Origin of the sequence: Vreelandella sp. F11, assembly GCF_042466685.1 — a bacterium.
In the GTDB taxonomy this organism is placed as follows: domain Bacteria; phylum Pseudomonadota; class Gammaproteobacteria; order Pseudomonadales; family Halomonadaceae; genus Vreelandella.
Genome location: NZ_CP170448.1, coordinates 4,589,863 through 4,616,030, shown reverse-complemented (window position 1 = coordinate 4,616,030; position 26,168 = coordinate 4,589,863). Strand labels below are relative to the sequence as shown.

Annotated in this window: 27 protein-coding genes; 13 read left to right on the top strand and 14 right to left on the bottom strand. The window is 54.9% G+C overall.

The features are described from left to right. Window positions 1-11 precede the first annotated feature (11 nt). The 4 genes from ACFIOZ_RS21045 to ACFIOZ_RS21030 all read left to right on the top strand — a co-directional run bounded on the left by ACFIOZ_RS21045 (window position 12) and on the right by ACFIOZ_RS21030 (window position 3,671). Window positions 12-1,295: a TRAP transporter large permease gene (locus ACFIOZ_RS21045; RefSeq protein ID WP_386081040.1), complete on the top strand. Its 1,284-nt coding sequence runs from the start codon at window positions 12-14 to the stop codon at window positions 1,293-1,295. A gap of 21 nt (window positions 1,296-1,316) precedes the next feature. Then, window positions 1,317-1,760, top strand: a complete 444-nt coding sequence (locus ACFIOZ_RS21040; RefSeq protein WP_088700144.1) for a universal stress protein — start codon at window positions 1,317-1,319, stop codon at window positions 1,758-1,760. Between the two features lie 132 nt (window positions 1,761-1,892). Next, window positions 1,893-2,573 (top strand): FKBP-type peptidyl-prolyl cis-trans isomerase, encoded by a 681-nt coding sequence (locus ACFIOZ_RS21035; RefSeq protein WP_386081038.1) that lies wholly within the window; start codon window positions 1,893-1,895, stop codon window positions 2,571-2,573. A gap of 3 nt (window positions 2,574-2,576) precedes the next feature. After that, entirely contained in the window at window positions 2,577-3,671 is a 1,095-nt protein-coding gene (locus ACFIOZ_RS21030; protein WP_386081036.1) for a poly(3-hydroxybutyrate) depolymerase, read from the top strand. A gap of 10 nt (window positions 3,672-3,681) precedes the next feature. Here ACFIOZ_RS21030 and ACFIOZ_RS21025 read toward each other — a convergent pair whose 3' ends face one another. Both ACFIOZ_RS21025 and ACFIOZ_RS21020 read right to left on the bottom strand, forming a co-directional pair. Next, complete coding sequence (locus ACFIOZ_RS21025; RefSeq protein WP_386081035.1) at window positions 3,682-4,275, bottom strand: SCO family protein; 594 nt, start codon at window positions 4,273-4,275, stop codon at window positions 3,682-3,684. Between the two features lie 5 nt (window positions 4,276-4,280). Next, a complete protein-coding gene (locus ACFIOZ_RS21020) occupies window positions 4,281-4,784 on the bottom strand; it encodes a hypothetical protein (RefSeq protein ID WP_386081033.1) in 504 nt (167 codons plus the stop codon). Window positions 4,785-4,891: 107 nt separating this feature from the next. Here ACFIOZ_RS21020 and ACFIOZ_RS21015 point away from each other — a divergent pair, with 107 nt between their 5' ends. Together ACFIOZ_RS21015 and thpD are read left to right on the top strand one after the other, a co-directional pair. Further along, window positions 4,892-5,806, top strand: a complete 915-nt coding sequence (locus ACFIOZ_RS21015) for an AEC family transporter (RefSeq protein WP_386081031.1) — start codon at window positions 4,892-4,894, stop codon at window positions 5,804-5,806. A gap of 672 nt (window positions 5,807-6,478) precedes the next feature. Further along, window positions 6,479-7,390, top strand: coding sequence for an ectoine hydroxylase (gene thpD, locus ACFIOZ_RS21010; RefSeq protein ID WP_386081028.1), 912 nt, complete (start codon window positions 6,479-6,481; stop codon window positions 7,388-7,390). Between the two features lie 215 nt (window positions 7,391-7,605). Here the strand turns inward: thpD and argE are convergent, their stop codons facing one another. From argE to ACFIOZ_RS20990, 4 genes are read right to left on the bottom strand one after another with little or no spacing between them, the layout of a single operon-like run. After that, the gene (gene argE / locus ACFIOZ_RS21005; protein WP_386081027.1) at window positions 7,606-8,793 is read right to left on the bottom strand and encodes an acetylornithine deacetylase; all 1,188 of its coding nucleotides are present in this window, start codon (window positions 8,791-8,793) and stop codon (window positions 7,606-7,608) included. Window positions 8,794-8,828: 35 nt separating this feature from the next. Beyond that, entirely contained in the window at window positions 8,829-10,301 is a 1,473-nt protein-coding gene (locus ACFIOZ_RS21000) for a tripartite tricarboxylate transporter permease (RefSeq protein ID WP_386081026.1), read from the bottom strand. Window positions 10,302-10,326: 25 nt separating this feature from the next. Next, window positions 10,327-10,830 carry a tripartite tricarboxylate transporter TctB family protein gene (locus ACFIOZ_RS20995; protein ID WP_386081025.1) on the bottom strand — a complete coding sequence of 168 codons (504 nt, stop codon included), beginning with the start codon at window positions 10,828-10,830 and terminating at the stop codon, window positions 10,327-10,329. A 56-nt stretch (window positions 10,831-10,886) separates the two neighbouring features. Then, entirely contained in the window at window positions 10,887-11,852 is a 966-nt protein-coding gene (locus ACFIOZ_RS20990; RefSeq protein ID WP_386081022.1) for a Bug family tripartite tricarboxylate transporter substrate binding protein, read from the bottom strand. A gap of 256 nt (window positions 11,853-12,108) precedes the next feature. Between ACFIOZ_RS20990 and ACFIOZ_RS20985 the strand changes: the two genes are divergently transcribed. After that, window positions 12,109-13,029, top strand: a complete 921-nt coding sequence (locus ACFIOZ_RS20985) for a LysR family transcriptional regulator (protein WP_386081020.1) — start codon at window positions 12,109-12,111, stop codon at window positions 13,027-13,029. A gap of 281 nt (window positions 13,030-13,310) precedes the next feature. On the opposite strand, the gene trmB is transcribed toward ACFIOZ_RS20985, so the two are convergent. From trmB to thiS, 3 genes are read right to left on the bottom strand one after another with little or no spacing between them, the layout of a single operon-like run. Further along, window positions 13,311-14,081 (bottom strand): tRNA (guanosine(46)-N7)-methyltransferase TrmB, encoded by a 771-nt coding sequence (gene trmB, locus ACFIOZ_RS20980; RefSeq protein ID WP_386081018.1) that lies wholly within the window; start codon window positions 14,079-14,081, stop codon window positions 13,311-13,313. A 15-nt stretch (window positions 14,082-14,096) separates the two neighbouring features. Then, entirely contained in the window at window positions 14,097-14,906 is an 810-nt protein-coding gene (locus ACFIOZ_RS20975) for a thiazole synthase (RefSeq protein WP_386081016.1), read from the bottom strand. A gap of 10 nt (window positions 14,907-14,916) precedes the next feature. After that, window positions 14,917-15,123 (bottom strand): sulfur carrier protein ThiS, encoded by a 207-nt coding sequence (gene thiS / locus ACFIOZ_RS20970; RefSeq protein ID WP_022521266.1) that lies wholly within the window; start codon window positions 15,121-15,123, stop codon window positions 14,917-14,919. Window positions 15,124-15,259: 136 nt separating this feature from the next. Between thiS and ACFIOZ_RS20965 the strand changes: the two genes are divergently transcribed. Beyond that, complete coding sequence (locus ACFIOZ_RS20965; RefSeq protein WP_386081014.1) at window positions 15,260-15,637, top strand: DUF423 domain-containing protein; 378 nt, start codon at window positions 15,260-15,262, stop codon at window positions 15,635-15,637. Between the two features lie 42 nt (window positions 15,638-15,679). On the opposite strand, the gene ACFIOZ_RS20960 is transcribed toward ACFIOZ_RS20965, so the two are convergent. Together ACFIOZ_RS20960 and ACFIOZ_RS20955 are read right to left on the bottom strand one after the other, a co-directional pair. Further along, window positions 15,680-16,291: a nucleotidyltransferase family protein gene (locus ACFIOZ_RS20960; protein ID WP_386081012.1), complete on the bottom strand. Its 612-nt coding sequence runs from the start codon at window positions 16,289-16,291 to the stop codon at window positions 15,680-15,682. After that, window positions 16,281-17,270 carry an XdhC family protein gene (locus ACFIOZ_RS20955; protein WP_386084150.1) on the bottom strand — a complete coding sequence of 330 codons (990 nt, stop codon included), beginning with the start codon at window positions 17,268-17,270 and terminating at the stop codon, window positions 16,281-16,283. Before ACFIOZ_RS20955 ends, ACFIOZ_RS20960 begins: the two co-directional genes overlap by 11 nt. 207 nt (window positions 17,271-17,477) lie before the next feature. Between ACFIOZ_RS20955 and ACFIOZ_RS20950 the strand changes: the two genes are divergently transcribed. From ACFIOZ_RS20950 to paoC, 3 genes are read left to right on the top strand one after another with little or no spacing between them, the layout of a single operon-like run. Then, the gene (locus tag ACFIOZ_RS20950) at window positions 17,478-18,038 is read left to right on the top strand and encodes a 2Fe-2S iron-sulfur cluster-binding protein (protein WP_386081011.1); all 561 of its coding nucleotides are present in this window, start codon (window positions 17,478-17,480) and stop codon (window positions 18,036-18,038) included. After that, a complete protein-coding gene (locus tag ACFIOZ_RS20945) occupies window positions 18,035-18,985 on the top strand; it encodes an FAD binding domain-containing protein (protein ID WP_386081009.1) in 951 nt (316 codons plus the stop codon). The genes ACFIOZ_RS20950 and ACFIOZ_RS20945 overlap by 4 nt, the downstream gene beginning before the upstream one ends. A gap of 3 nt (window positions 18,986-18,988) precedes the next feature. Further along, complete coding sequence (gene paoC / locus ACFIOZ_RS20940; RefSeq protein WP_386081007.1) at window positions 18,989-21,172, top strand: aldehyde oxidoreductase molybdenum-binding subunit PaoC; 2,184 nt, start codon at window positions 18,989-18,991, stop codon at window positions 21,170-21,172. Window positions 21,173-21,287: 115 nt separating this feature from the next. On the opposite strand, the gene ACFIOZ_RS20935 is transcribed toward paoC, so the two are convergent. The 3 genes from ACFIOZ_RS20935 to ACFIOZ_RS20925 all read right to left on the bottom strand — a co-directional run bounded on the left by ACFIOZ_RS20935 (window position 21,288) and on the right by ACFIOZ_RS20925 (window position 23,795). Continuing rightward, entirely contained in the window at window positions 21,288-22,043 is a 756-nt protein-coding gene (locus tag ACFIOZ_RS20935; RefSeq protein WP_386081005.1) for a glutaredoxin, read from the bottom strand. A 137-nt stretch (window positions 22,044-22,180) separates the two neighbouring features. Then, the gene (locus ACFIOZ_RS20930; protein WP_386081004.1) at window positions 22,181-22,525 is read right to left on the bottom strand and encodes a hypothetical protein; all 345 of its coding nucleotides are present in this window, start codon (window positions 22,523-22,525) and stop codon (window positions 22,181-22,183) included. A 79-nt stretch (window positions 22,526-22,604) separates the two neighbouring features. After that, entirely contained in the window at window positions 22,605-23,795 is a 1,191-nt protein-coding gene (locus ACFIOZ_RS20925; protein ID WP_386081002.1) for a glycosyltransferase family 9 protein, read from the bottom strand. 293 nt (window positions 23,796-24,088) lie between these two features. Here ACFIOZ_RS20925 and ACFIOZ_RS20920 point away from each other — a divergent pair, with 293 nt between their 5' ends. Next, window positions 24,089-24,751 (top strand): response regulator, encoded by a 663-nt coding sequence (locus ACFIOZ_RS20920; RefSeq protein WP_386081000.1) that lies wholly within the window; start codon window positions 24,089-24,091, stop codon window positions 24,749-24,751. Then, window positions 24,748-26,160, top strand: coding sequence for an ATP-binding protein (locus ACFIOZ_RS20915; RefSeq protein WP_386080999.1), 1,413 nt, complete (start codon window positions 24,748-24,750; stop codon window positions 26,158-26,160). The genes ACFIOZ_RS20920 and ACFIOZ_RS20915 overlap by 4 nt, the downstream gene beginning before the upstream one ends. Window positions 26,161-26,168: the final 8 nt, after the last annotated feature.

Genomic DNA, 26,168 nt, shown 5'->3' with positions numbered 1-26,168 from the left:
GGGGAACAGCTATGACGACAATAATGGTCACCACCATGATTGCCCTGCTGCTGCTGGGCTTTCCAATGATGATTCCGCTGATTACCGCTGCGGTAATTGGCTTCTATATGATGTTTAACGGCTTCGGCCAGATGGATACGCTGATCCAGCAGATGATGGCGGGTATACGACCAGCCTCGTTAATTGCTGTGCCCATGTTTATCCTTGCTGCCGATATTATGACCCGCGGGCAGTCCGCTAACCGTTTGATTGATATGGTCATGGCGTTTATTGGTCATATTAAAGGCGGCTTGGCGGTAAGCACGGCGGCTTCGTGTACGCTGTTCGGTGCTGTATCCGGTTCTACTCAGGCGACCGTGGTGGCGGTTGGCTCACCGCTGCGTCCTAAAATGCTTAAAGCGGGCTACTCAGACTCTTTTACGTTGGCGCTGATTATCAATTCCAGCGACATCGCGTTTTTGATCCCCCCCAGTATCGGCATGATTATTTATGGGGTGATCTCGGGTACTTCCATCGGTGAGCTGTTTATTGCCGGGATTGGGCCAGGGTTAATGATCCTGCTTATGTTCTCGATTTACTGCATCATCTACGCCATCGTTAAAGATGTGCCTACGGAAGCAAAATCGACCTGGAGAGATCGTGCAGTGGCGGTTCAGCAGGCGCTTTGGCCGCTTGGCTTTCCGGTCATTATTGTTGGTGGTATTTACGGTGGTGTCTTTAGCCCGACGGAAGCCGCTGCGGCCTGTGTGCTGTATGCCATATTGCTTGAGTTTGTGGTCTTCCGCTCGCTGAAGATGAACGATATCTATGCCATCGCCAAATCCACCGGGTTGATTACTGCTGTGGTGTTTATCCTGGTCGCAGTGGGTAACGGCTTCTCGTGGATCATTTCGTTTGCTCAGATCCCACAAATGATCCTGGAGGCGGTGGGGGTTAATGAAGCAGGCCCCACGGGAGTGTTAATTGCCATCTGTATCGCCTTCTTTGTGGCCTGTATGTTTGTCGATCCGATTGTGGTCATTCTGGTACTAACGCCTATTTTTACCCCTGCCATTGAGGCCACTGGGCTCGATCCGGTACTGGTGGGTATTTTGATCACGCTGCAAGTGGCAATAGGTTCGGCAACCCCGCCCTTCGGGTGCGATATTTTCACCGCGATTGCAATTTTCAAGCGCCCCTACTGGGATGTGATCAAAGGTACTCCACCGTTTATTTTCATGCTGATTTTAGCCGCCGCTCTTCTGATCATGTTCCCGCAAATTGCGCTGTTCCTGCGCGATGTTGCCTTCCGCTAAACAGCCACAAGGAGTACGCGAATGTTTAATCGCATTTTAGTCCCGGTGGATGGTTCTAAAGGCGCCCTGAGGGCGCTGGAAAAAGCGGTGGGTTTGCAAATGCTAACCGGCGCTGAGCTCTATCTGCTGTGCGTGTTTAAGCATCACAGCCTGCTGGAGGCCTCGCTCTCTATGGTACGGCCTAATCAGTTGGATATTCCTGACGACGCGTTAAAAGAGTACGCCACCGAGATCGCTGTGCATGCAAAATCCCATGCTATTGAACTGGGTGCGGACAGTGCCCGTGTGCGCGCTTTTGTGAAAGGCGGGCGGCCTTCGCGCATTATTGTGCGTTTTGCCCGTAAGCGGGAGTGCGATCTGATCGTGATTGGCGCTCAGGGCACCAATGGCGAGAAGAACCCGCTGTTGGGCAGCGTTTCTCAACGAGTGGCGGGAGCGGCGCACTGCCCCACCCTGGTGGTCTAAAGCCGCTAAACCTCTCTCTCATTTTGTGGTCTTATTGACACCCACCACCTCGAAGATGCAGCTCGGGGCGGTGGGTGTTAGTCTTTGCGTAACACTGATTGGCGTTCGGCGCCGCTATAAAAAGGATCTTTCATGAAACAACTGCTCTCTACTACGGCTCTGACAGGTTTGCTTTTGGTTGCCCCTTTTGCCGCGGCAGCGCCCGAAACCGATGAACAGCGCTTGGCTTACAGCCTGGGTGTCACTCTGGGTGAAAGCATGCAGGCGGATATCGAAGACCTCGACTTGGATGCATTTCACGAGGGTATGAGCGACGTCTTTGAAGACAACGACTTGGCGCTCAGTGAAGAAGAGATGACCGAAGCGTTGATGGCCTTCCAGGAGCAGTCAATGCAAGCGCGTGAAGCAGAAGCTGAAGAGATTGCGCAGATGAATCTCGAAGAGGGTGAAGCCTTCCTGGCTGAAAATGCTGAGCGCGACGAAGTGTCTGTCACTGACTCAGGTCTCCAGTATGAAGTGCTTGAAACTGGCGACGGCGCCACGCCTGGCCCTGAAGACACCGTCGAAGTGAACTACGAAGGTATGCTGTTGGATGGCACTGTATTTGATAGCTCTTTTGAGCGTGGAGAATCCGTCAGCTTCCAAACCAACCAAGTGATCGAAGGTTGGCAGGAAGCGCTGCAGATGATGAGCGTTGGTGATAGCTGGATGCTGTATATCCCAGCGGATCTTGCTTACGGTGAGAATGGTCAGGGGCCTATTGGGCCTAACGAAGTGCTGACCTTCCGCGTTGAACTGTTGGGCGTCGAATAAGCGATGATCTCAACCCCCTCCACTAACCTGCGTTCTCTCGCCCAGTCACTGGTTTGCTTAGGTCTGTGCACGCCGCTGCTAGCGCAGGCCGAGACGGACAGTGAGCCTGAGGATTTGCCCGCCCTGAGTGCTGCGAGTGAGCAGGCCAGCGTAGTGGGGGTATCGTCGGGCGGCTATATGGCGACCCAACTGGCGGTGGCTTGGCCCGAGCGGTTTAGTGGTCTGGGTGTGTTGGCGGCGGGGCCTTGGAGCTGTGCGCAGGGGTCGCTGAGCCTAGCGCTTAATCAGTGCATGATGACCCGTCGTGGTATGCCTTCGCTGGATGAGCTGGAGGCACGCCGCCAGCGCTATCTTGGGCTTGAACAGGTAGGTAGCAGTGAGGCGCTTAGCCAGCTTAGGGCCTACTTATGGCACGGCGAAGAGGATGAAGTGGTTGAGCCAAAGCTCGGCGACCTGCTTGCAGAGCAGTGGCAGCAGTGGCTTGCTTCGCCTGATCAGCTGCGCGTTGCGCGCAGTGAAAATGCGGGGCATGGCTGGCCGATACAGTTACCCAGTGAAGCTGCCCCCGGGCCCCATGAGTGGGGTGATTGTCGTCAGGGAGGCGGTAGTTTTTTGTTGTCCTGCGATGAGGATATTGCCGGAGAAATGCTGGATTGGCTCTATCCCGAACGAGAAGCCTCGGGCGCTAGTGAGCAAGAGGCAGGGCAAGGTGGTGAATTGGTCGCGTTTGATCAGTCAGAGTTTGCGGTAAAGGGCCTAGCGGACACCGGCTATGTGTTTATACCCGAAGGCTGTGAAGCGGGCGAGTGCCCGGTCACGCTGGCGCTGCACGGCTGTCAAATGAACGCAGAGGCCATCGGCGATACGTTTATACGCTACACCGGGCTCAATGCCTGGTCGGCAGCGCATCAACAAATCGTGCTCTATCCTCAGGCAGAAAGCAGTATGGCGAACCCGCAGGGCTGCTGGGACTGGTGGGGGGTTGCCGAAAGCACCTGGCAGTTAAGCCCCCTGCACGATACCCGTGATGGCACCCAAATCGGGGCGCTGATGGCGATGTTGGATCGCTTGCAGTCAGCACCTGAACAAGCCGATTAAGAGGCGCCGCTTAGCCGTCTAGTTCGCTCTCTAATGCGGAAACCAGGCCATGCGGGGTCGGTGAGTAGAGTACTCGCTGAAGAATATCGCCCTCGCGATTCACCAAAAAAAGCGAGGCGCTGTGGTCAATGGTGTAGTCCATTGCTGACCCCGGCGCTTCGACTTTCCGCCAGATCACCCCATAGCGTGAGGCGACATCCCCAAGCTGCTCCTGGCTGCCCACTGCACCGATAAACGCCTCGCCGAAAAAGCCCATGTACTCCTGCATGCGCTCAATCGTGTCGCGTTCGGGGTCGACGGTGATCATTACCGGCACTACACGCTCGCGCTGCTCCTCAGAGAGCTGGGCCAGGGCTTGGCGTTTAACCGACTGGGTCATGGGGCAGATGTCGGGGCAGTAGGTATAGCCAAACGAAACAATCGCGATTTGATCGTCGTCCAGCTGGGTCAATGAAAAATCACCCTGAGTAGAGGGTAAGTCTACCGGGCCTCCTACGGGTTCGCCATCTTGAGGGGCAAAGGCATACTGATAGAGGCCAATGCCGCTGGCTATGAGTAAAACAGCGACCAACCCGGCGCCTAGCCATAAGGGTTTCCGTGCCATATGCGTTAACTCCGAATCACGTCAAAATCGAACCAGCTGCCTACCTTGCCTTCTGCGGTTTGCAGTATGACACGCGCTCGCCAGGGCATAACGCTTTGCGTACAAATTCCCACTTGGCCTTGACCTTGAAAGCGGCCGGGCGCATCGGCGCTAAGGGCAAAACGGTGTAGCCCTAAATCCATATCTCGACCAATAAAATCTACTTCAACCTGTGTGGCCGCTACACCATCGACTTCCACTTCCAGCGGCAGTATCTCCAGTGCATCAATCCGTCCATTTGCCTGCACGTTGAACGTAATGCGGCCCACATCACCCAAGGTGGCGGTGCAGGGCGCTGCATGCAGGTTACAGCTTGATGTGGGCGGAAACCATGTCACATCGCTATCGCGATGAAGCCAATGGGCAAAGGCGTACCATGCGCAGGCCGCCAGCGCCAAGCCAGTGACCAGTATCAGTACTCTTAAGACGGGGAAGCCCGCCGGGTGAGCAGGTTTTGATATCATCTTCATGGCAGAATAATCGCTACGCAAGCCGCAGGGGCGGGGTGTTATAGCCATGGTAACAGCAATCGCGTCGATATCGCTGTGCTGGGATGTCGCAGGCAAAAGGGACGTAAATGGAGAGTATCACTGGCGCTTTAGGCCCACTATTTCTATTGATCTTACTCGGTGCCGTGCTTGGCTATTGGCGTTGGCCTAGCGACACCTTCTGGCCGCACATGGAGCGGCTGATCTACTTTGTGCTGTTTCCTGCCATGCTGGTGGAAACCCTGGCCACCGCAGATGTAAGCCAGGTACCGGTTGGGCGCTTGGCGCTGGTGTTACTGGGCGCGATGGCGCTGTTTGGCTTGCTGCTCTGGCGCTTACGTGGCTGGCTACAGCTAACGCCCGCGGCGTTTACGTCGGTATTCCAAGGCGCGGTACGTTTTAATACCTATGTGGGCGTTGCTGGCGCCGCCGCGCTACACGGCAGCTTAGGAGCGACCACCGCAGCCGTCGCCGTGGCACTAATGGTGCCAGTGGTTAACGTGATGTGTGTGGCCAGCTTTGTGGCGGCTGGCACTCTAGGCGGTGCTAGCGTAGGTAAAAGTGCCATGGCGCTGATTAAAAATCCGCTGATTCTTGCTTGCTTGGCGGGCATTGGTCTGAACCTGTCAGACGTTGGTTTGCCCGGCTGGAGTCAAGATACGGTGGCGCTGCTGGGGCGTGCGGCGTTGCCATTAGGTTTGGTGGCCGTCGGTGTGGCGCTGCGCCCGGCGGCGCTGCTGCGTCTTGACCGCGGCGTGCTGGCCACTAATAGCGTTAAACTGCTGCTTATGCCCGCGCTGGTATTGGCATTAACCTGGATACTACAGCTGGATCCGGTAAGCCGCGACGTAGCGCTGCTGTTTGCCGCACTCCCTACGGCTACCTCTGCGTATATCCTCGCCCGCCAACTGGGCGGCGATGCCGAGCTGATGGCCGCGATCATTACCGGACAAACCCTATTAGCCATGCTTACCCTGCCGTTTTGGCTGCAACTGGTAAGCTGACGGGGGGACTGATAAATCTAAATATAAAATATTCGTATTAGTGTTGACGAGGTAAATGAGAACTATTACAGTGTGATTGTCAGCGTTTAATGAGACGCTGGCAACCACGACAGCTGTTGATTTAAGAATCAGCGCCAGTTTCCTGTCATGGTTTCTCCCTCTCATTGCTAGTCACGGTCTTTTGCCGCTCCATTGGAGCGGCTTTCTTTTTTTATGGTACCCATTTTTATTCACCTCCTGTGGGGGCGATTGCGTTGTTCGCTTTCGACAAACGGTAATAAAAAATATTCGTATTTGTATTGACGGGGTAAATGAGAACTATTACAGTGTGATTGTCAGCGTTTAATGAGACGCTGGCAACCACGACAGCTGTTGATTTAAGAATCAGCGCCAGTTTCCTGTCATGGTTTCTCCCTCTCATTGCTAGTCACGGTCTTTTTGCCGCTCCACTGGAGCGGCTTTCTTTTTTCTAGCGTCTGCTAGAGCCCCGCCATCTACACGTTTTTTCGACGACTACTCTACACGCTTAGAGCTATTGTCTAATTAAGGCGATAACGGCTGCACGGAAGCAGGCTGACATGGCGTCATTGCTGAGGGGCGTTTTGGCGTCTACGTTTTATAAGTAGCCGCTAAAAGTGTTACTTGACATGGATACTAACGGAGGAGTTTGCCATGAACGATACACAAGATCTTTTCCCGACTCGCTTGGAACGAAAGTTGGGAATGTTTAAGCGTATTGATCCCGTGGTATATGGCGATGAGTCACAGCTTGCGAATGGCCCCTTAAGCAAATCAGAAATTGATGAGTACGAAAGAAAGGGGTTTCTGTCGTTTGAAGGATTTTTTGACGCTGATGATATGCAGGTTTTTCTTAAAGAACTGCGCGAGTATGAAGACGATGCTGATCTGAAACTTTCAGAAGGCACCATTCTTGAACCTGGGCGTGAAGAGATTCGCACCATTTTCGGCATCCATGATGTTTCAAAACGCTTTCAGCGCTTGACCCAGGATCCCAAGCTATTGGCGATTGTTAAGCAGCTGCTGGGCAGCGATGTATATATTCATCAGTCACGGATTAACTATAAACCAGGTTTTAAAGGCAAAGGGTTTGAGTGGCACTCCGACTTTGAAACATGGCATAGCGAAGACGGCATGCCACGTATGCGTGCGTTAAGTTGCTCCATCGTACTCACTGACAACGGTGAATTTAACGGCCCATTAATGTTGATCCCGGGCTCCCATCATTATTTTGTTCCGTGTGTTGGACGAACGCCGGAAAATAACTATAAAGAGTCGCTGAAAAGCCAAGAGGTGGGCGTGCCCCCAGCCAGTAGCCTCCGCGAGCTCATGTTAGAAAACGATATCGAAGCGCCTAAGGGGCCTGCCGGATCGCTGGTGATTTTTGAATGCAACACCATGCACGGCTCGAATATCAATATGTCTTGCTGGCCGAGAAGTAATCTATTCTTTGTTTACAATAGCGTTGAAAACACGCTACACGACCCTTACTGCGGTAACCGGCCCAGGCCTGAGTTTCTGGCCAATCGTTCGGATTGGGAGCCGCTAAAGCCGCTTAAGGAGTAGTGCCAAAGCGCTGCGCCGTATTAAAGCGCTACGACCAGAGCTTACGTTCTCGCCCCAATGTGGCAGAACACCACGTTTGGCGCTTTTTTGATGTGGCGCGTGGGGGTAATGGCTTACGAAGTGTTTGACCAAAGGCGTTGAGGGAGAACGTGACTTCATGAAGGGGCGCCTCAACGCCACCCCATGTAAAATAGATGCGCACCGCTATTTTTGACTCAGTGTTTCATCCAGGCATTTAAGTCATCTAAAAACGCTAAGCACTGGCTAAGTTGATCAATTTCAATAAACTCATCGGGCTTGTGGGCTTGGCGAATAGAGCCGGGCCCAAGAATTACCGAGGGGATGTCGCCATCGATCTCGAAAACCCCACCTTCAGACCCATAAGAGACCTTGCCACCACGCTCGGGAAGAATGGGTTCAAGCTTTTTAAACATATCTTTGTTAGTGGCGTCCCCCATGGCGGGGTAGGCAAATAGCTCTTGCCACTCAATGACGGAATCGGCTGATTGGCGCTGCATTTCGGGGAGTAGGGCAGCCTCTATATCGCGGATCAGTGCTTGAATGTCCGTGGCGGCTGCTTCCTGATCAATGCTGCGTAGCTCAAAGATAAAGCTGCAGGTATCAGGGGTCACGTTGGTCGCCACACCGCCTTCTATCATGGTGGTCAACGCTGTGGCGTGGGGAACGGTAAAGTCGTGGTCGAAAGGGCCTTCTTGCTCATATCGTCGTGATCGTTCGGCGATCATGGTGATGATCCGCGAGGCATACTCCACCGCATTAACATGCTGGGGTGAAAACGATGAGTGGCCCCCTTCACCGCGCACCGTGACCCGCATCGCGATCTTGCCTTTCTGACCGTTGATCAGCTTCATTTCGCTGGGTTCGCCGATAATGGCCAGTGCCGGTGGCACCTTGAGCTTGGCTAGGTAGCGTGCGATAGCGGGAGCACCCAGGCAACCCACTTCCTCATCATGAGAGAAGCAGAAATAGAACGGGCGCTGTAGCTCGCCGCTGGCAAACGCCGGTGTAGCTGCCATAACGCAGGCTGCAAAGCCTTTCATATCGCAGGTGCCACGCCCAAACAAGCGACTGTCGCGCTGCTCCAGTTTGAAAGGGTTGCTTTGCCAGTTCTTCGGATTGGCGGGGACGACGTCGGTATGGCCTGAGAGGACGATGCCAGGTACGTCTGCTGGGCCTAGCCGGGCGACTAAATTGGCCTTTTCGCCGCTCTCATCGGGTAGCACCGCTACCTCAGCGCCCAGACTGGCAAAGTACTCCTCCATATGCTGAATAAGTTCAAGGTTGGAGTACGCACTGGTTGTGTCGTAAGCGATCAGGTCTGCGAGGTGCGAGACCGCGTCTTTCAACTGCGGGTGAGCGTTAGGCGTAGCACTAGCTTGCATAGCGTTAAATCCTTGGCAATAAGGGAAACTGTGGCTCAGGCTTTGGCCTTCTTAAGCTGCTGACGAATTGTTACGACCACCACAAATATCGCCAACGAAGCGAATAGCCAGGTAATAGGCGACGAGACCAGAATGCTGGGATCACCACGAGAGAGCGCAAGGGCACGACGCAGGTTCTCTTCCAGCATCGGGCCGAGAATGAAGGCGATTAAAAAGGGCGCGGCGGGAATGGCGAACAGGAACATGAAAAAGCCAAATATGCCCATCGCCAGCAGTACGATGACGTCATACATACTGTTGGAGATCGAAAAAATACCGAAGACGCATAGCGCAAGCACGATTGGCGCCATCAACCCCGGGGGAATCCGCGAGATATGCGAGAAAAAGCGCATGGTTGCTTTACCCGCACCAAATAGCAGAACAGAGGAGAACAGCATGCCAATAAACAGCATGTAAACCTCATTAAGGTTGTTCTCAAACAGCATCGGGCCTGGGGTCATGCCGTGAATCATGAAGGCGCCCAGCATCACGCCCGTGATCACATCGCCCGGTACGCCCAGCGCTAACAGTGGGATCATGGTGGAGCCACAGCAACCATTGTTAGCGGACTCGGATGCTGCGATCCCTTCTAGTTCGCCCTTACCAAAGTTCTCGCGGTTCTTTGAGCTACGCTGTGCTTCGCCGTAGGAAGAGAACGCCGCTGCCGAGGGGCCAATACCGGGAATGGCCCCCATCACCACACCAATCATGCTGCCTTTAAGCATTGTCTTTAAGGATCGGCGCAGCTCATCTCGCGTTACCCGGTTATCGCCCAACTGCATGGGCTTATGGCTTTGGGTGTGACGGAAAACAATAATCTTAAGCAGCTCAGGAATGGCAAACAGACCGATGAGCACAGGCGCAACGGCAAGGCCGCTCTGCATATCCACGGTGAGATCAAAGCGGAACGAGCCGTACATATCTTCGCCCACTGTGGCTAACAGTAGCCCTAAGCAGGCTGATACAAGCCCCAGCAGCAGTGAACGCCCTGACACCCCAGCCACGGTGGTGAGTGCGAAAATCATCAGCATAAAGTATTCGGGTGGCCCGATACGCAGTGCCAGGAGTGCCAGTGGCGCGGCAATAAAAATCAGTGAGAGATTGGAGATAAAATCCCCGGTACAGGACGAATAGAGCGCCATGTTAAGGGCTTTGCCTGCCTTGCCCTGTTGGGCCAGTGGGTAGCCGTCAAGGGTGGTACAGGCGGCCGAAGCAGTACCTGGCGTCTTGATCAATATCGCCGAGACCGACCCGCCATAGGTGGAGCCTTTGTAGAGCGCAACGAGCAGTAAAATACTCGGGATCGGCTGCATATAAAATGTAAAGGGTAGCGCCAGGGTCACCGCCATGGTGCCGGTCATGCCGGGTATAGCGCCGATAATCACGCCACCCCAGATACCGGCGGCCATAATCAAAAAATTCTCAAGGGTGGCAACCGCCTGAAAGGCAACCAGCAGGTCGTTGAGCATAGTGGTCACTCCTATACGCGGTAGGTTAAATACCGATCGCCTTGAAAAGGCTGCCGACAGGGAAACGCGTATTGAGTGCGCTGGAGAAAAACAGGTAGAGAACCAGTGGGAGCGCGACGGCCACAATGGCTGCCACCACTTTGTGGCGCCAATAACCGGTCAGTATCAGCATCGCCATTAACAGCAGAATGCTTGATAGCAAAAAACCGAGCAGCATCACTGAGCCGATAAATAGCGCAAAGGCAAGTACCGTCCAGCCGAAGCGGGTGAGTAGTGTGGCAAGCGGCGTATCGCCACGTATTGAGCGGGCGTCTTCAGGGTCGGCGATGGCTTCGGTTTTGCGTGAAAACGTCAGCCCAACGAGCAGTATGCCCAATGCCATGCCGAGCATGGAAACCGTGCGTGGCCACATATCAGGCGGTGGCGCAAACCCGGGAATAAAGCGCGGGCGGGGTACATAGGCGGGGATCAGTACGAACAGAACGATACCGAACAGCACCGTAATGACTAAACCGCGTGTTATACCCATGTCCCCTCCCGGGATTAACTGTTGTATGCAGTAATAATGAAGTGTTTAACGCTGCTTTATTCCAGGTAGCCAAACTGTTCTGCCAAGGTGCGATAGAACTCGTACTGCTCTTTTGCGTAGGTCTCCATATCGACGCTACCGATGGTGGAAATTGAGCCACGATCATCAGCACGGCTGAGCCACGTCTCATCCTCAGCCACCTGTTCCATCACTTCGGCCCAAGTGTTAACCACTTCTTCGGGTAGGTCAGGCGGGCCATACAGCGCGCTCCACCCCATCACTTGGCCAGCCAACTCATAACCCAGCTCTTCAGCAGTCGGCACGTCCGGGAGTGCTTCCATGCGCTCGGGTGAGAACACCATTAACGGGCGCATATCACCGCTCTCAATATGCGGCATTAGCGAAGCAGCAGCGATGGCGAGAAAATCAACATGCCCACCCAGTAGCGCCGTTGCGAGTTCACCACCCCCACGGTAGGGAATCAGCGTGGCCGCCGTCAGCGGATCCATTTCTGCGTCAGCCAGCAGTGACTGCACGGTAAAGCCATCAATGGCGGTGGCGCCGGAGGCGGCATAGCTCATCGCGCCAGGGTCGTTTTCAATGCCCTCCAGCAAATCCTCAACGCTTTCATAGGGAGAGTCTTCAGCCACGGCAAGAATCATCGGCGTAGCTTCGAGCGGGCTGATAAAGGTGTACTCATCCCAATCAACACTGCTGTTTTCGTTGACCGCCGGTGACAGCGCCATACCGACGCGGGCTAATAGCAAGGTGTAACCATCGGGGTCAGCCTGTACGACATCACGAGCGCCAGTCATTCCCCCTGCGCCGGCTTGGTTGACGACCGTGACGGGCTGTCCTAAATATTCGCGAGCCGACTCCGCTAGGGCACGACCGGCCAGATCGGAAGCGCCGCCGGGGCCATAGGGAACTACCAGCGTGACGGGTTCGGAAGGATAGCTCTGAGCATAGGCAGTGGAGGCAGCGAGCAGCGTAGCTGCCGCTAAGCTTAAGGTGAGTTTCATACTTGTCTCCGCAGTGGTATTTGCATGGCTGTTATTAAATAGCTGCTAGTGAAGGGCCGTTATTGAAGGATTGAGTAACGAGCATTAATTGGATTCAGCACTTTCAACATAGACAGCTATGAAATTTGTTGCAACAATTCAATTTAGTATGCGTTTTAGTTCTAGTGGTGGGCGAAAGTTGCAAGCTTGTTGTTTATAAAGCGTGTTTTTAACTGCCGGTTGTTTCGTTAAATAAGGCTAAAGCGAGTTTAAACTAATGAAAATAAAAGAAATTGAAGCGTTTGATGCCTTTATGAAACATGGCACTACAAAAGCGGCTGCAGAAACGTTAGGGATCAGCCAATCAATGGTCAGTCGTTTGCTCATCGGGCTAGAGGATGAGCTGGGATTTGCGTTGTTCAAACGTGCCCGTAATCAGCTTTCGCCAACCTCAGAAGCGTTTTTATACCACGCGTCCGTTTTACGGTTGATGGCGAGTATTCGAGATACTCAAAAAGATGCGGATGCTATTGCTAATAACCAATTAGGCAGTGTCGTCGTGGCGGCACAACCCATTTTTTGCGATACCTTTTTACTCGATGTCATTAAGCGATTTAAACAAAATCACCCTAATGTAGGCGTTCGGGTCATCGATGCCGGGTTGCAAGAGTTGCTTAAAATGATCGACAACAATACCTGTGATGTGGCGCTGGGAATAACGCTTGAAGCCGACACTTATGGAGCAACGGTGAGTACGCTTGCACGCTGTTCTGCCAGGTGCATCATGCAGCGTACGCACCCCCTCGCTAGGCAAGATGTGGTGGCGCTTACCAGCTTACAAAACCAGACATTCGTAGAGCTGATGGCGGATAGTCCTCTGCGTGCACGCGTGGATTACATTATGCAGACAGTGAATATAAAGCGGCATATTGCTGTTGAAATGCGCCATATGCGGGGTGTGTGTGCATTAGTTGATCGCGGGCTTGGGGTTGCAGTGATTGATCCCATTGCAGAACTGCTGTTGCAGGGAACAGCCGTTGTATCAAAGCCTATGGAGCCAACGATTGAGTGGGAAATTGCCTTACTTAAATCTAAACACAAGCCGTTAAGTAACGTGGCCGAATCTTTCTGCGAAGAGATATACGCAGAAATCGCCAGCTTGCATCAAATGGGTATTTTAAGATCGCTTACTCATTAAAAGCAGATGCTTAAACCTAATAGTCGTCTGGATGCAGCTATTCTAGGCTCTGTCTGAAAACTGGCTGCGCTCGGCCATACGGCGTTAAAAATCGGCTCAAAGTACTCATTTACAACACGTAAACTCCGTCTTTTCGCCGATTTTTGCCTTGTCTGGCCTTCGCTCGCCGACTTTTCAGACAAAGCCTAGGTAAATGCGAAAGACGCCCGCTCAGAATTGATGCTGAGCGTAGCGCCTAACACTGCAACAACTCCTCTCTGCCAATCTAGCTGGCTGACACTCTACTCTTCCCGACGATAGATCAAATCCCACACACCGTGGCCAAGTTTTTCGCCGCGGGCTTCAAACTTGGTCAATGGGCGGAACGCCGGGCGCGGTACATAGGGAGCGGTTTCCGCGCTGGCAATGTTGGCATAGCCGGGGGCTGCTTCCATGACTTCCGCCATCCACTCCGCGTAGGCTTCCCAGTCGGTGGCCAGATGGAAAGTACCGCCGGGCATTAGCCGAGTGCGGATCAGCTCAACAAAGGCAGGTTGCACGATGCGCCGTTTGTGGTGTTTCTTCTTCGGCCAGGGGTCGGGGAAGAACAGCTGTAGGGTTGTTAGCGAGCCTTCGGGCAGGCACTGCTCTAGCACCGCCAGGGCATCTTCGCGGTACACGCGCAGGTTGGTGAGGCCGCGTTTATCGACTTCATCGAGCAGTTTGCCAACGCCAGGGGCGTGCACTTCAATGCCGATAAAGTCGGTGTCTGGATGAGTCTCGGCCTGTTCTATCAGCGAGTTACCCATGCCAAAGCCGATTTCTACGACCCGCGGTGCCTGGCGGCCAAACAGGGCGTCCAAGTCTTGGCGGCCGTCTGCGATGGTCAGGCCAAAACGCGGCCAAATATCTTCTAAGCCACGGTTTTGCGCCTGGGTCATACGGCCCGCGCGGATCACATAGCTTTTAATACCGCGGCGATGCAGCGGTGCATCCGTACCTTCCGGCCCTGTGGTGGTCTTGCTTTCGGGGTCGGCGTGACGTTCGGGTACGCTATCGTTGGTGTCAGTCATGAGGTCTCGAATCAATTAACCGTTAATACGGCCAGCGAAAGGTGAAGAGGGATCAGCGGACTGGCGGCGCGGCATACGGCCGGCTAAAAACGCATCACGTCCGGCCTCCACGGCCAACTTCATGGCGTTGGCCATGCGTAGCGGGTCGCGGGCGTGGGCAATAGCGGTATTCAGCAGCACGCCGTCGCAACCGAGCTCCATTGCCATGGCCGCGTCTGATGCCGTGCCAATGCCTGCATCTACCAGCACCGGTACGCTGCTCTGCTCAACAATCAAGCGCACGTTGTGCGGGTTTTGAATGCCGTGGCCAGAACCGATCAACGAGCCCAGCGGCATGATGGCGCAGCAGCCCATGGCTTCTAGTTCGCGTGCCACAATAGGGTCGTCGCTGGTGTACACCATGACGTCAAAACCATCGGCCAGCAGCGTTTCCGCAGCTTTGAGCGTCTCGACCACATTGGGGTAGAGCGTGTGGTCATCGCCGAGCACTTCCAGTTTGACCAGGTTGTGGCCATCAAGCAGTTCCCGGGCCAAGCGACAGGTACGCACGGCATCTTTAGCGTTATAGCACCCAGCGGTATTGGGCAGCAGGGTGTAGCGCTCAGGTGAAATAACGTCGAGCAGGTTGGGCGCATCGGCGTCCTGGCCTAAATTGGTACGGCGAACGGCAAAGGTGACGATTTCAGCGCCGCTTTGGGCAATGGCGGCGCCGGTCTCGGTAAAGTCTTTGTACTTGCCTGTGCCCACCAGCAGGCGCGAGTGAAAATCGCGCCCGGCAATGGTTAACGGTGTATCGGTTAGCGGTTCATGAGTTAACTGGGTCATAGTATTTCCTCTAGCCGCCGCCAATCGCGTGGACAACTTCTACGTGGTCGCCATCGACCAAGCGAGTGTCGGCGTGTTGGCTGCGGGGGACGATCTCTTCGTTAATTTCGACGGCGATACGACGACCACTAAGGCCCAGCTGTTCAACTAAGTCAGCGGCGGTGAGGCCGGTGGACAGCGTATGGGGTTCACCGTTTAGACGTATCTGGATAGACATAAATAGGCGCGTCTCATTCGTCGTGGCAGTTCGTGCTCTAAGGTATTCTCTATTGTAGCGGTTTCGCGCCACGCAAGGTAAGCCGTAGCAGCAATAGTGTGATGGATAGCAACCATAATCGGAGCAGGAGAGCAGCGTGCAACGGATGGATAAAGTGTGGTGGTGCGTAGCGGCGCTGTCAGGCGCCATGATGGTGATGCTGGGCGCCTACGCAGCCCACGGCCTGGCGGCGCGCACGACCCAGGTCATGGTAAGTGCCGTGGAAACCGGCGTGCGTTACCAGGCGTGGCATACCCTTGCCGTAATGATCGTACTGGTATGGCGCCAGGTGCAGCCAATTTCCGGTCAGCGCTGGGTGCTGTCACTATGGGCGCTCGGCGTGACGTGCTTTTCAGGTTCGCTCTATTTAATGGCGCTGGCGGGGCTAAGTCTGGGTATTGTCACGCCCATTGGCGGACTGCTACTGATGGCAGGCTGGCTGGCGCTTGGGGTGGTGGTTGTGAAAGCACGCTAGGGTGCGCGTTCTCACCTTGTTTCAGGCGTTAACGCTTAAGGTTTATTGAGTGCGCTCGTTTTCGGCGAACACTATGTCCTCTGGCGCGTCGATATCGATAAGTATGCCGTCATCTTGGAGGGCATACTCCCGGTACTGCGCCGTATGGCGATGAATAACGCCTTTGGCACCGTCATCGCCGCTTAGTGCTTGAAGGGCTGGCCAGAGTGCGCGACCGAAAATAACCGGATGGCCTGGTTGGCCCTTGAAGCAGGGCCTCACGATGGTGTCGTGAGTGGCTAGCCGCTGTAATGCCCTCAATGTGCCTTGCTGAATCCAGGGCATATCGCCTAATAAAATGGCTACTGCCTCGACGCTGTTAAGACGGGCGTCGCGGCTAAGGGCGCTCACCGCTTCGGCGAGACTTGCCCCCAACCCAAGATGCGCCTGACCAAGCCGGATCAGGGGCGTGTTGTCTGCAAGGCCTAGTAACGTTGCCTCATCCTCTTCGCGTATCGCCACGCGCAGCAGAGGGAAGGCTTGCTCCGCATTCGTGACTGAAGCTGTCAACAGCGAGCGTCCGTCGGCTAAGGGGGCGCAGCGCTTGTCATCCTCACCAAATCGACGCGAGTTGCCCGCCGCCATCACCAAGGCGACGACATGACTAGAGCTCATGGAGTGTTTTTCCGTGCTGCACACGTACGATATCCGCCATAATCGAGAGGGCAATTTCCGCAGGGGTTTTGCTTCCTAATGCTAGACCAATCGGCATATGCAGGCGCTCGACCTGCTCTTCGGTCAGCCCACCTGAGCGAATCAGCCGCTTCATCCGTTCCGCAGAGGTACGCCTTGAGCCCATCACGCCTATGTAAAACGCGGGCGTGCGTACCGCTTCCATCATGGCTAAGTCATCAATGCGAGGGTCATGGCTGAGCGCAACAATGGCGGTGGCGTCGTGGCAGCCGTTGGCGGCCAGATATAGGGAAGGCAGTTGCGTCTTGACCGTGACCCCTGGAACATCAAACGCTTGGCAGGCGGTTTCATCGGGGTCGCAGACAATCACCTCAAACCCTAACGTGGCAGCAAACGAGGCGCAGGCGCTGGAAACGGCCGAAATACCAGCGATGATTAGCCGCCGCGCAGGTGTAAGCCGCATGCTTACCCGATCTGGTGCGCCCTCTTCACTGGGCCAAATCACACGAGGCCCCAGCGTGGCATCGTCGGTAAAGTAGCGGGAGCCCGTATGAATATCGACGTGGCGCATAAGCGGGCGCTGGCCTTCAAGCGTCGCTTTCAGCGTGCCAAGGTGCTCCCGTATCTCCGGCGTGGCGGGTAGGCGCTCAACCAGCACCTCTAGAATGCCGCCGCAGGGCAGCGTGATATGCCTGGCCTGTGTATTGTCTGTATCGCCATAGCGTATAACGACCGCAGGGTTTTCAAACTGCCCCTCCGCTAGGCGCTTAATGAAATCATCCTCCACACAGCCGCCAGAAAGCGACCCCAGGTGGCTGCCGTCCCTGATTACCGCCATCCAGGCACCAGGGGCGCGGGGCGATGAGCCAAACGTGGCGAGCACGGTGCACAGCCAGACCGTTTCACCCTCCCGTGACCAGGTAAGCGCTTGATCGATAACCTGCAAATCCAAATGCTGCATTTCAAACGATTCCAGTAGTGAGCAAGCGGCATCCACTGCCTCTCTTGCGTGGATAGACGTGTCATAGCGTAGCGCACCTGACGCATCTAGAGGCTTTGTTTTACTGGGTTTGGTGAGAGATTTGGGCTGCTTGGGGGAATCGTGACTATGCTAAAGGTCTTATGGCACTAAATAAGCGATAGCAACGCGCAAGGAAGGCATATAGCAATGAACTCCTCTAATAACGTCGAAAGATACCCCAAGACCGTGAGCCCTGATAGCAGCACCTTTTCACTGACCGTCAATGGCGAAAGCCATACGTTAACGCTGGATAACCGCACAACGCTGCTGGATGCCCTGCGTGAGCATCTAAAGCTTACAGGCACCAAGAAAGGCTGTGACCACGGTCAATGTGGTGCCTGCACGGTGCTGGTGAATGGCGAGCGCATCAACGCCTGCTTGTCCCTTGCGGTGATGCATGAAGGCGATGATGTTGCGACTATCGAAGGGATGGGAGAGGTCGACCATCTTGATCCCATGCAGCAAGCCTTTGTCGATCATGACGCTTTCCAGTGCGGCTACTGCACACCGGGGCAGATCTGCTCGGCCAAGGCAGTGCTTGAGGAGATCCAGGCGGGGCTGCCAAGCCACGTTACCAACGATCTGGATGCGCCTATCGAGATAAGCGATGCGGAAATCCGTGAGCGCATGTCGGGCAACCTTTGCCGCTGTGGTGCCTACGCCAACATTCTTAAGGCTATTAACCAGGTGGCGGAGGCACGCTCATGAAAGCTTTTTCTTATGAACGCGTCAGCGACCCGGCCCAGGCGGCAGCGCGTGCGGCGGAAGTACCCGGCGCCAAGTTTATTGCAGGCGGCACTAACCTGCTGGACTTGATGAAGCATGAGATCGAAATTCCCGAGCATCTGATCGACGTATCGGGCACGGGCCTTGACGCTATTACCCCGACGGATGAGGGCGGTCTGCGCATTGGTGCGCTGGTCAGCAATGCCGCGCTCTCGGCGGATGCCCGGATCCGCAAGGACTACGCGGTGTTGAGTCGGGCACTTGTCTCTGGCGCATCGGGCCAACTGCGCAATAAAGCCACGACCGGCGGCAACCTTTTACAGCGCACCCGCTGCCCCTATTTTTATGACACCGGCATGCCCTGCAACAAACGTTCGCCTGGGGCAGGCTGTGCAGCACTGGGTGATGGCGCAACGTCGCGTCAACTGGGCGTCATCGGCACGTCAGACGCGTGTATTGCCACGCACCCTTCGGACATGGCCGTTGCGATGCGCGTGCTGGATGCCGAAGTAGAAACCGTGACCTCATCAGGTGAAACGCGCCGCCTGACGCTGGATGAGTTCTACCAGCTGCCCGGCGATACCCCGGAGATAGAGAACGCGCTGCAAGCAGGCGAAATGATTACCGCCGTGCGCCTGCCGCCCCCCGTTGAGGGCCGCCATGCCTACTACAAGGTGCGCGATCGGGCCTCTTACGCCTTTGCGCTGGTATCCGTTGCGCTGATTAAAGCCCCCGATGGCACCGGACGTGTGGCACTAGGTGGCGTAGCGCCCAAGCCTTGGCGCCGTGCTGAAGCCGATGCGCTGTTACCGCAGGGCGCCTCTGCCGTCATGGTCCGCTTACTGGATGGCGCTCGTCCAACGCATGAGAACGCCTACAAGCTTACCCTCGCAGAGCGCACGCTCGCCGCGCTGCTGGCTCAGGAGTAACCCATGGATTTTAATCAATCAACGGAAGATAACCTGTTTGACCGTGCCCGTATTATCGGCAAGCCGCATGTACGAGTCGACGGGCTCCTTAAGGTAACCGGAAGCGCGCCCTACGCTTACGAGCGGCATGATGTGGTGGCCAACCAACTGGTGGGCTTTCCCTTGGGCGCAACGATTGCCCGGGGCAAAATCACCCATATGGACGCCTCGGCCGCCCGCGCCGCGCCCGGCGTAGCCGCCGTTATCACCACTCTAGAGTTTGAGCCGCTGGCGCGTGCCGACAGCAATGTGGCCCACCTGTTCGGCGGCGCCACCGTTGAGCACTACCACCAAGCGATTGCTGTAGTGGTCGCCGATACTCTGGAGCAGGCGCGTGGTGCGGCGTCCTTGATCAAGGTGCGCTACGAAGAGACGCCGGGCGTGTTCGATCTTGAAGATGCCTGGGCACGCTTACAGAATACCGGCGAGCTGGCCGCCAATGTAGGCGATGTGGAGGCGGCGTTTGATGCCGCACCGGTGGCGCTGGATGAAACCTACCGCACTGCTTCGCAAAGCCACGCCATGATGGAGCCCCACGCTTCTATCGTGGACTGGTCGGATGGCGGTCAGATGACGGTATGGACATCGAATCAGATGATCGAATGGACACGCCAGGCGCTCGCTACCACCTTCGAGATCGACGCTGGCAGGATCCGCCTGGAAAGCCCTTACGTGGGCGGCGGCTTTGGCGGCAAGCTATGGCTGCGCGCTGACGCGGTGCTGGCGGCACTTGGCTCGCGGGAAACCGGTCGGCCGGTCAAGGTGGCCTTGCCGCGCCCGATGATCTTCAACAACGCCACCCACCGCTCCGGCACTATTCAGCGACTGCGTATCGCGGCCGGATCAGATGGCAAAATCACCGTCTTCGATCACGCCGCCGTTTCCCATACGCTGCCCGGCGGCAGTGGTGAAGATGCGGTCAATCAAACTCGCTGCTTCTACGCGGGCGAAAACCGTCGCGTAGCGCACCATCCTATTGATATGGGCCTGCCTGAATCGGCGGATATGCGTGCCCCTGGGGAAGCCTCGGGGCTGGCGGTGCTCGAGATCGCCATGGACGAGATGGCGGAGAAGCTTGGCATGGATCCGGTGGAATTTAGGATTCTCAACGACACCCAGGTCAATCCTGAAGAGCCATCGAAGCCCTTCAGCGAACGCCACTTTGTGGAGTGCCTGCGTAAGGGCGCCGACACCTTCGGCTGGGCTGAACGTAACCTTAAACCGGGCGGCAGGCGCGAAGGCCAATGGCTGATTGGCCACGGTATGGCCGGTGCTTATCGCGGCGCGCCCACCCTGGCTTCGGGCGCACGGGTGCGCTTGCAGAACGGCCGCCTGATCGTGGAAACCGATATGACCGATATCGGTACCGGTTCCTACACGATCCTGACCCAGACAGCCGCAGAAACCATGGGCATGGAGATACAGGACGTAGAGGTGCGCCTGGGCAATAGCGCCTACCCAACCTCCTCCGGCTCAGGCGGGCAGTTTGGAGCAGCAAGCTCTACCGCTGGCGTTTATGCCGCCTGTGTAGCGCTTCAGGCGCAGATCGCCAAGCGCCTAAACGTTGACGAGGCGCGCTTTGAACATGGCCGCGTTGTCGCCGGACAGATAGATCTGGCGCTGGCCGACGTGGCCGATGGCGAAGAGGTCGTGGCTGAAGATTCGATCAACTTTGGCGACTTCAAGGATAAGCTGGAGATTGGCACTTTCGCAGCACACTTTGTTGAGGTGGCTGTGCATGCCTATACCGGTGAAACCCGCGTTCGGCGTATGCTGGCCGTGTGCGATGCAGGACGCATTCTCAACCCCATCACGGCGCGCAGCCAGGTGCTTGGCGGTATGACCATGGGCGTGGGGGCTGCCTTGACCGAGGGCATGAGCGTGGATACCGAGCGCGGATTCTTCGTCAACCACGACCTGGCAGGCTACGAAGTGGCGGTGCATGCGGATATTCCCGAGCAAGAGGTCATCTTTTTAGATACCACCGATGCTGCTTCAACGCCCCTAAAAGCAAAAGGGGTGGGTGAACTGGGTATCTGTGGCGTAGCCGCCGCGGTTGCCAACGCGATCTACAATGCCACTGGAGTTCGGGTGCGCGAATACCCGATGACGTTGGATCGAATAATTGCGCAGTTACCCGCCGCGTAAAACCTCGGGGATGTGGCGGCTAGACTGAACTCTATGCCGAGGGTCGAAAGCATTTGAACCCTCGGCTCGACCCTAAGCCTTTTTTATGCCACGCGTTGCTCTGCCATTTTGCTATTTATGACAACAACATCCGCAGCGGCATCCACAGCCCCATGGCGATCATAACCAGGTTTTCGGTTAGTGATACGAAACCTAGCGGCACATTGCTGTTACCGCCGACGCAGGCGCATTTAAGCTCACGTTTGTCGATATACACGGCTTTAAACACGGAGACCGCCCCCACCGTACCGACAAACAGCGCCAGCGGCGCGGCCAGCCAAATCAACGCCCCGGCTAGCATTAAAATACCAGCAAGCGTCTCGGCGTAGGGGTAAAAATAGCTGTAGGGCACGTAGCGTTGAGCTAACAGGTCGTAATTCAAAAACATACTGCTGAAGCTTTCGACGTCTTGCAGCTTCTGCAAACCTAGCAGCACCATCGCCGTAGCAACGGCAAACTCCGGCATGCGCGCTGTGAACAGTGTGCCTTGGGTCGCCCAGCTAATCGCTAAGCCTACCAGCAGCGCGGTGGCAAATATGGCAATCACTGGCCGATAAGTGGTTTCTTTTGCATTGGGAACACTCATTCCCAGATGCTCACGCAGCTCTTCGTAGCCGCCGATGCGTTGGTCACCGATGAACACCTGAGGCGTAGTGTCGACATTTTCCTGTTGCTTGAACGCGTCGATCTCATCGCGGGACGTTAAGGTGTGGTCGTCGACCTTAAAGCCTTTGCGTTTGAGTAGATCAACGGTCTTCAGACCAAACGGGCACATATGCTCGGCGGTTTTCATCCGGTAAACCCGCGCGCTTTGCTGTGTTGATGATGCCATGGCAACCTCCCTCTTTTTGCCTTATCAAGGCTATAAGCCTAGTGCATGTAGCGTAGTACCTGGGGTTGCCTATAGGTCAAGTATTTGTATATTTCCCACCGCCGAATAAATCAGGTAGTGGCATTGGCAACGAGGGATTAGGCTAAAAAATATAAAACAACCAAAGTGCCAACGCCTGCCATACCTATCGCGTCCAGCGTATCTAAAACCTCGCTCTCTTCAGGATGGAGAAGGTTACACATAGTTGTTCTTGCACTGCTTAACCTCAATAACTGGGAGGTGCTGCTGACCCCGATACTGAAAATAGCGATAATGATTTCGATGGTCTCTATCCCAAATAGCACAAGGAAAATGGTTAACAAGGTAGTTAAAAATAGGCATAGCCGAAAAGAAAACCATTGCCAGTCCATGAGACCCTTATTATCAAGCGACATCCAACTATCAGAAGTGATATTTTTTGTTGATAAGAGCGATATGTACATTCCGATGCACCCGAATCTTGATGAGGTTGAACCTATCTTGTCACCGAATACTTAACGAACAGTTATGTGCTTTCATTCATTAGCTGGCGTACGTATGGGTTGTATTAGGGGAAGGTGTTAGGCACTGTTTTGGTTGGCCTGCTGCCGAGTTCGCATGAACGGGTGTCGTTGAGGCTCGACCCTCAAGATTAGCTTGTATGGCTTCTACTATGGTGCTGACCTCTGGACGCCACAGGATCGTGTCATAGGGTTCTCGTGGTACGAAGGCGAGTGATTTTTTCTGACGTACCAGGGAAATGGTGGCGACATCGAGTGCTGCTGCTAAGTGCATCGGCCCTGAGTCGGGTGTCACGAGTAAACGCGCACGCTCTAAAACCGCAGCAAAGTGACGGATAGGAAGCGGTGGGCATAAGCTGCCATACCGCGATGACATCAAGCGCTGCTCAATCGGTGCTAGAAGCCTAAACTCCTCCGGCCCAAGGAAAACGACATAACGTATTTTGCAGGCTTCCATGGCATCGATGAGCATTAGCCAAAATGCCAACGGCCAACGTTTGTTTTGATGCCCGCCTACGAAGATCGCAATAAAGTCTGTATCTGATGAGTGGTCGCTATGCAGACTGAATAGCTGTCGTATCTTCGTTATGGCCTGAAAGCGTTCCTGCTCCGTTAGCTGGAGCAGTGGCCGATTACGGCAAGTAACGCCGAGCGGGCGTGTCAAATTGACGATGGCATCATAGGCGTGTGATGACTTACCTTCAGCCTCAATGCTGTACCACCGCTGGTGACCTTTGCGCGACCCCATGCTGTACCGCGCCCCTATTAACCGGGTCACTATAAAGCCGCTCGTTGATCCTCCGCTCACTTGTACCGCCAGGTCATAGCGTTGTGCTCGTAAGCGGCGTAATAGTGTCACGCACTGCCAGGGGCGGAGAATGGCGTCTCTCGACAGTAAATGGAAATGGTCAACAGGACGTTGCTGCAACAGTGGCCATGTTTTATCAGTCGCTAAATAGTCTATGCGCGCGGAAGGAAAACGTTCACGAAAAGCATCGATGGCAGGGGTGCTGATTAGCGCGTTGCCCAGACGGAAATTGGGGCGAATAATTAAAATTTTCTCTATGCCGACAAGGCTATCGATGGTTTCTGGTGCAGGCGGTTTGAGGATATACCGCATGACTCCCAGTAAAAATCGCTTCATTCTTTTTTCTAAAAAGCGGGCCACTATTTTTAAATAAGAGTTTGTTCTAATAAGTGTTAGTAAGTGCATGCTCTGACGCTCTGTTCAGTTAATAGACAATGGTCTGCCTACGGCAGCGTTAATGCAGATTCAAAATGACTGCCATTGAAGGCGCTGCTTTGGCTTTGCCCATGGCGAAAGAGGCAGATTGAGCCTAAATAACTTAAAGAAGAGTTAAGCTGCCTAAGAGGTTTGCAAAAAAGAGGGGCTGGCTTACTGGTTGAGTTCAGATGCGTATGCGTTGTGGGGTATTAAATTGCCGTGTTTAAGAAAAGCTTAAGTTTTGATGGCGAAGATAGTGGTTTGTAGATTGAGGGAGCAGCATGCGCGCACTGCTAATCGAAGATGATCCCTTGCTTGGGGATGGCATTAAAACGGCGCTGGAGCGTGAGGGGTACACGGTCGATTGGTTTATGCTTGGCCGCGAGGCTATCCGCGCTATCGGCAGCGAGACCTTCAGTGTGATTATTTTGGATCTTGGTCTGCCTGATATGGACGGCATGCAGGTACTCCAGTTACTCCGTCAGCAATCCACCCTACCTATTCTGATTTTGACCGCCCGCGATGCGATGGAAGACCGTATTGGCGGTTTAGATGCGGGGGCAGATGACTATGTGCTCAAGCCTTTCAATTTGCAGGAGCTGCTCGCCCGTTTGCGTGTCGTAATGCGACGCGCTGAGGGGCGGGCCTCGCAGATATTGACGCTGGGGGCGCTGAGTATTGATGAGGCTCGTCATGTGGTGAGTTGGCGGGGTAAAGACGTAAAGTTGGGCCGACGGGAGTATGCCTTATTGTTAGAGCTAGCCAGACATCCCGACAGGGTGCTATCTCGTCCTCGTTTAGAAAATTTGCTTTATGGCTGGGGCGAAGAGGTAGAGTCCAATGCGGTGGAAGTTCACATTCATCACCTGCGTAAAAAGCTTGAAAAGCGTCTGATCATTAATGTGCGCGGGATTGGCTACCGGTTGGATAGCCAAGCGCAATGAGATCGATACGACACTATCTGCTTCGCACGCTAGCCATTACCTTGGTTATCGCTGGGGGCATTGCGGTTACCGCAGCTTACTTAATTACCGATCACGAGCTGGAAGAGATTCTCGATACTCAGCTCAGTCTGCATAGTCGGATTGTGGCTGGCCAACTCGACCCACACGCGACCATTGACGACTACGCTCGCCTTGCCTCGCGCATGGGCCTCCCAGGCCATCCGACACAGCTATATCGCGACGGTAACGCAGTGCCCGTGAACAGCTCTGAATCAGGTTCCAAGCTTTACCACGAGGAGGAGCTTAAATTAGTGCTGGGTTTTTGGAATGCAGATGGCTCACCCAGGGTGTTAGGGGGCAAATGGCATGATGCCGGGCCTTTCCCCGCGCCTTTAGAAGAGGGGTTTCGCTGGGAAAGCTACGATGGTCATCGTTGGCGGGTGTTCAGCATGTTCGACGTTGCCAGCGATACCTGGATCCGCATGGGGCTGCAAGGTTCGTTTCATGATGAAGTGGTGGAGCGCATCACCTGGAACAATTTATTGCCGATGCTCTTTTTGCTGCCACTCCTCCTTTGGCTGATGAGCCGCATCATTCGGCGGGGAATTGCGCCCATCCAAGCGCTTTCCAGCCAGGTGCAAGGCCGCTCCGCCCACGACCTAAGTAAAATCGATAACCCGGTTCCTCAAGAGCTTAATGAATTACGCCAATCGCTAAACGACTTTATCGCCCGGTTAAAAGCAACGTTAGAGCGCGAGCGGCGCTTTACCGCCGATGCAGCCCATGAGTTACGCACGCCTTTGGCAGCGCTGAGAATCCACCTGGATAACGCTCAGGCAGGGGGAGAACAATCATTACAAAAGGCGTATGTTGGTGTGGAACGGCTTCAGCGGGTAGTAGAACAACTGCTTATTTTGGCGCGTTTGGATCAAGTTGCCACAACCTCACCGGCAACTATCGATCTTTACCCGATTATTGCTGAATTGGTAGCCGAACTGTGGCCACTCGCTGAAGAGCGAGATCAGCACTTGAGGCTAACAGGGTTAACCCGGCTGGAGGTTCGCGCCGACGAAGTCGAGGTGGGCATTCTCTTTCGTAACCTACTGGATAACGCCTTACGCTATACCCTGGAAGGCGGTCATATAGAGGTAGAGTTGACCCTTCGGGAGGGGGCGCCTCAACTTATTGTGAGAGATACTGGCCCCGGACTGCCTGAGGCACTATTGGATAAAGTCACAGAGCGCTTTAGGCGCGCGTCTGGTCAGGGCACTACTGGCAGCGGATTGGGTTTGTCGATTGTTTCGGAGTTGGCTCAGCGCCAGGATGCACGCCTTACACTTAGTAACCGCATGCCCAATGGGCTAGCGGTAAGCGTTACGTGGGAACAAAACCAGCAACAAGCTCACTGATTAGCTTG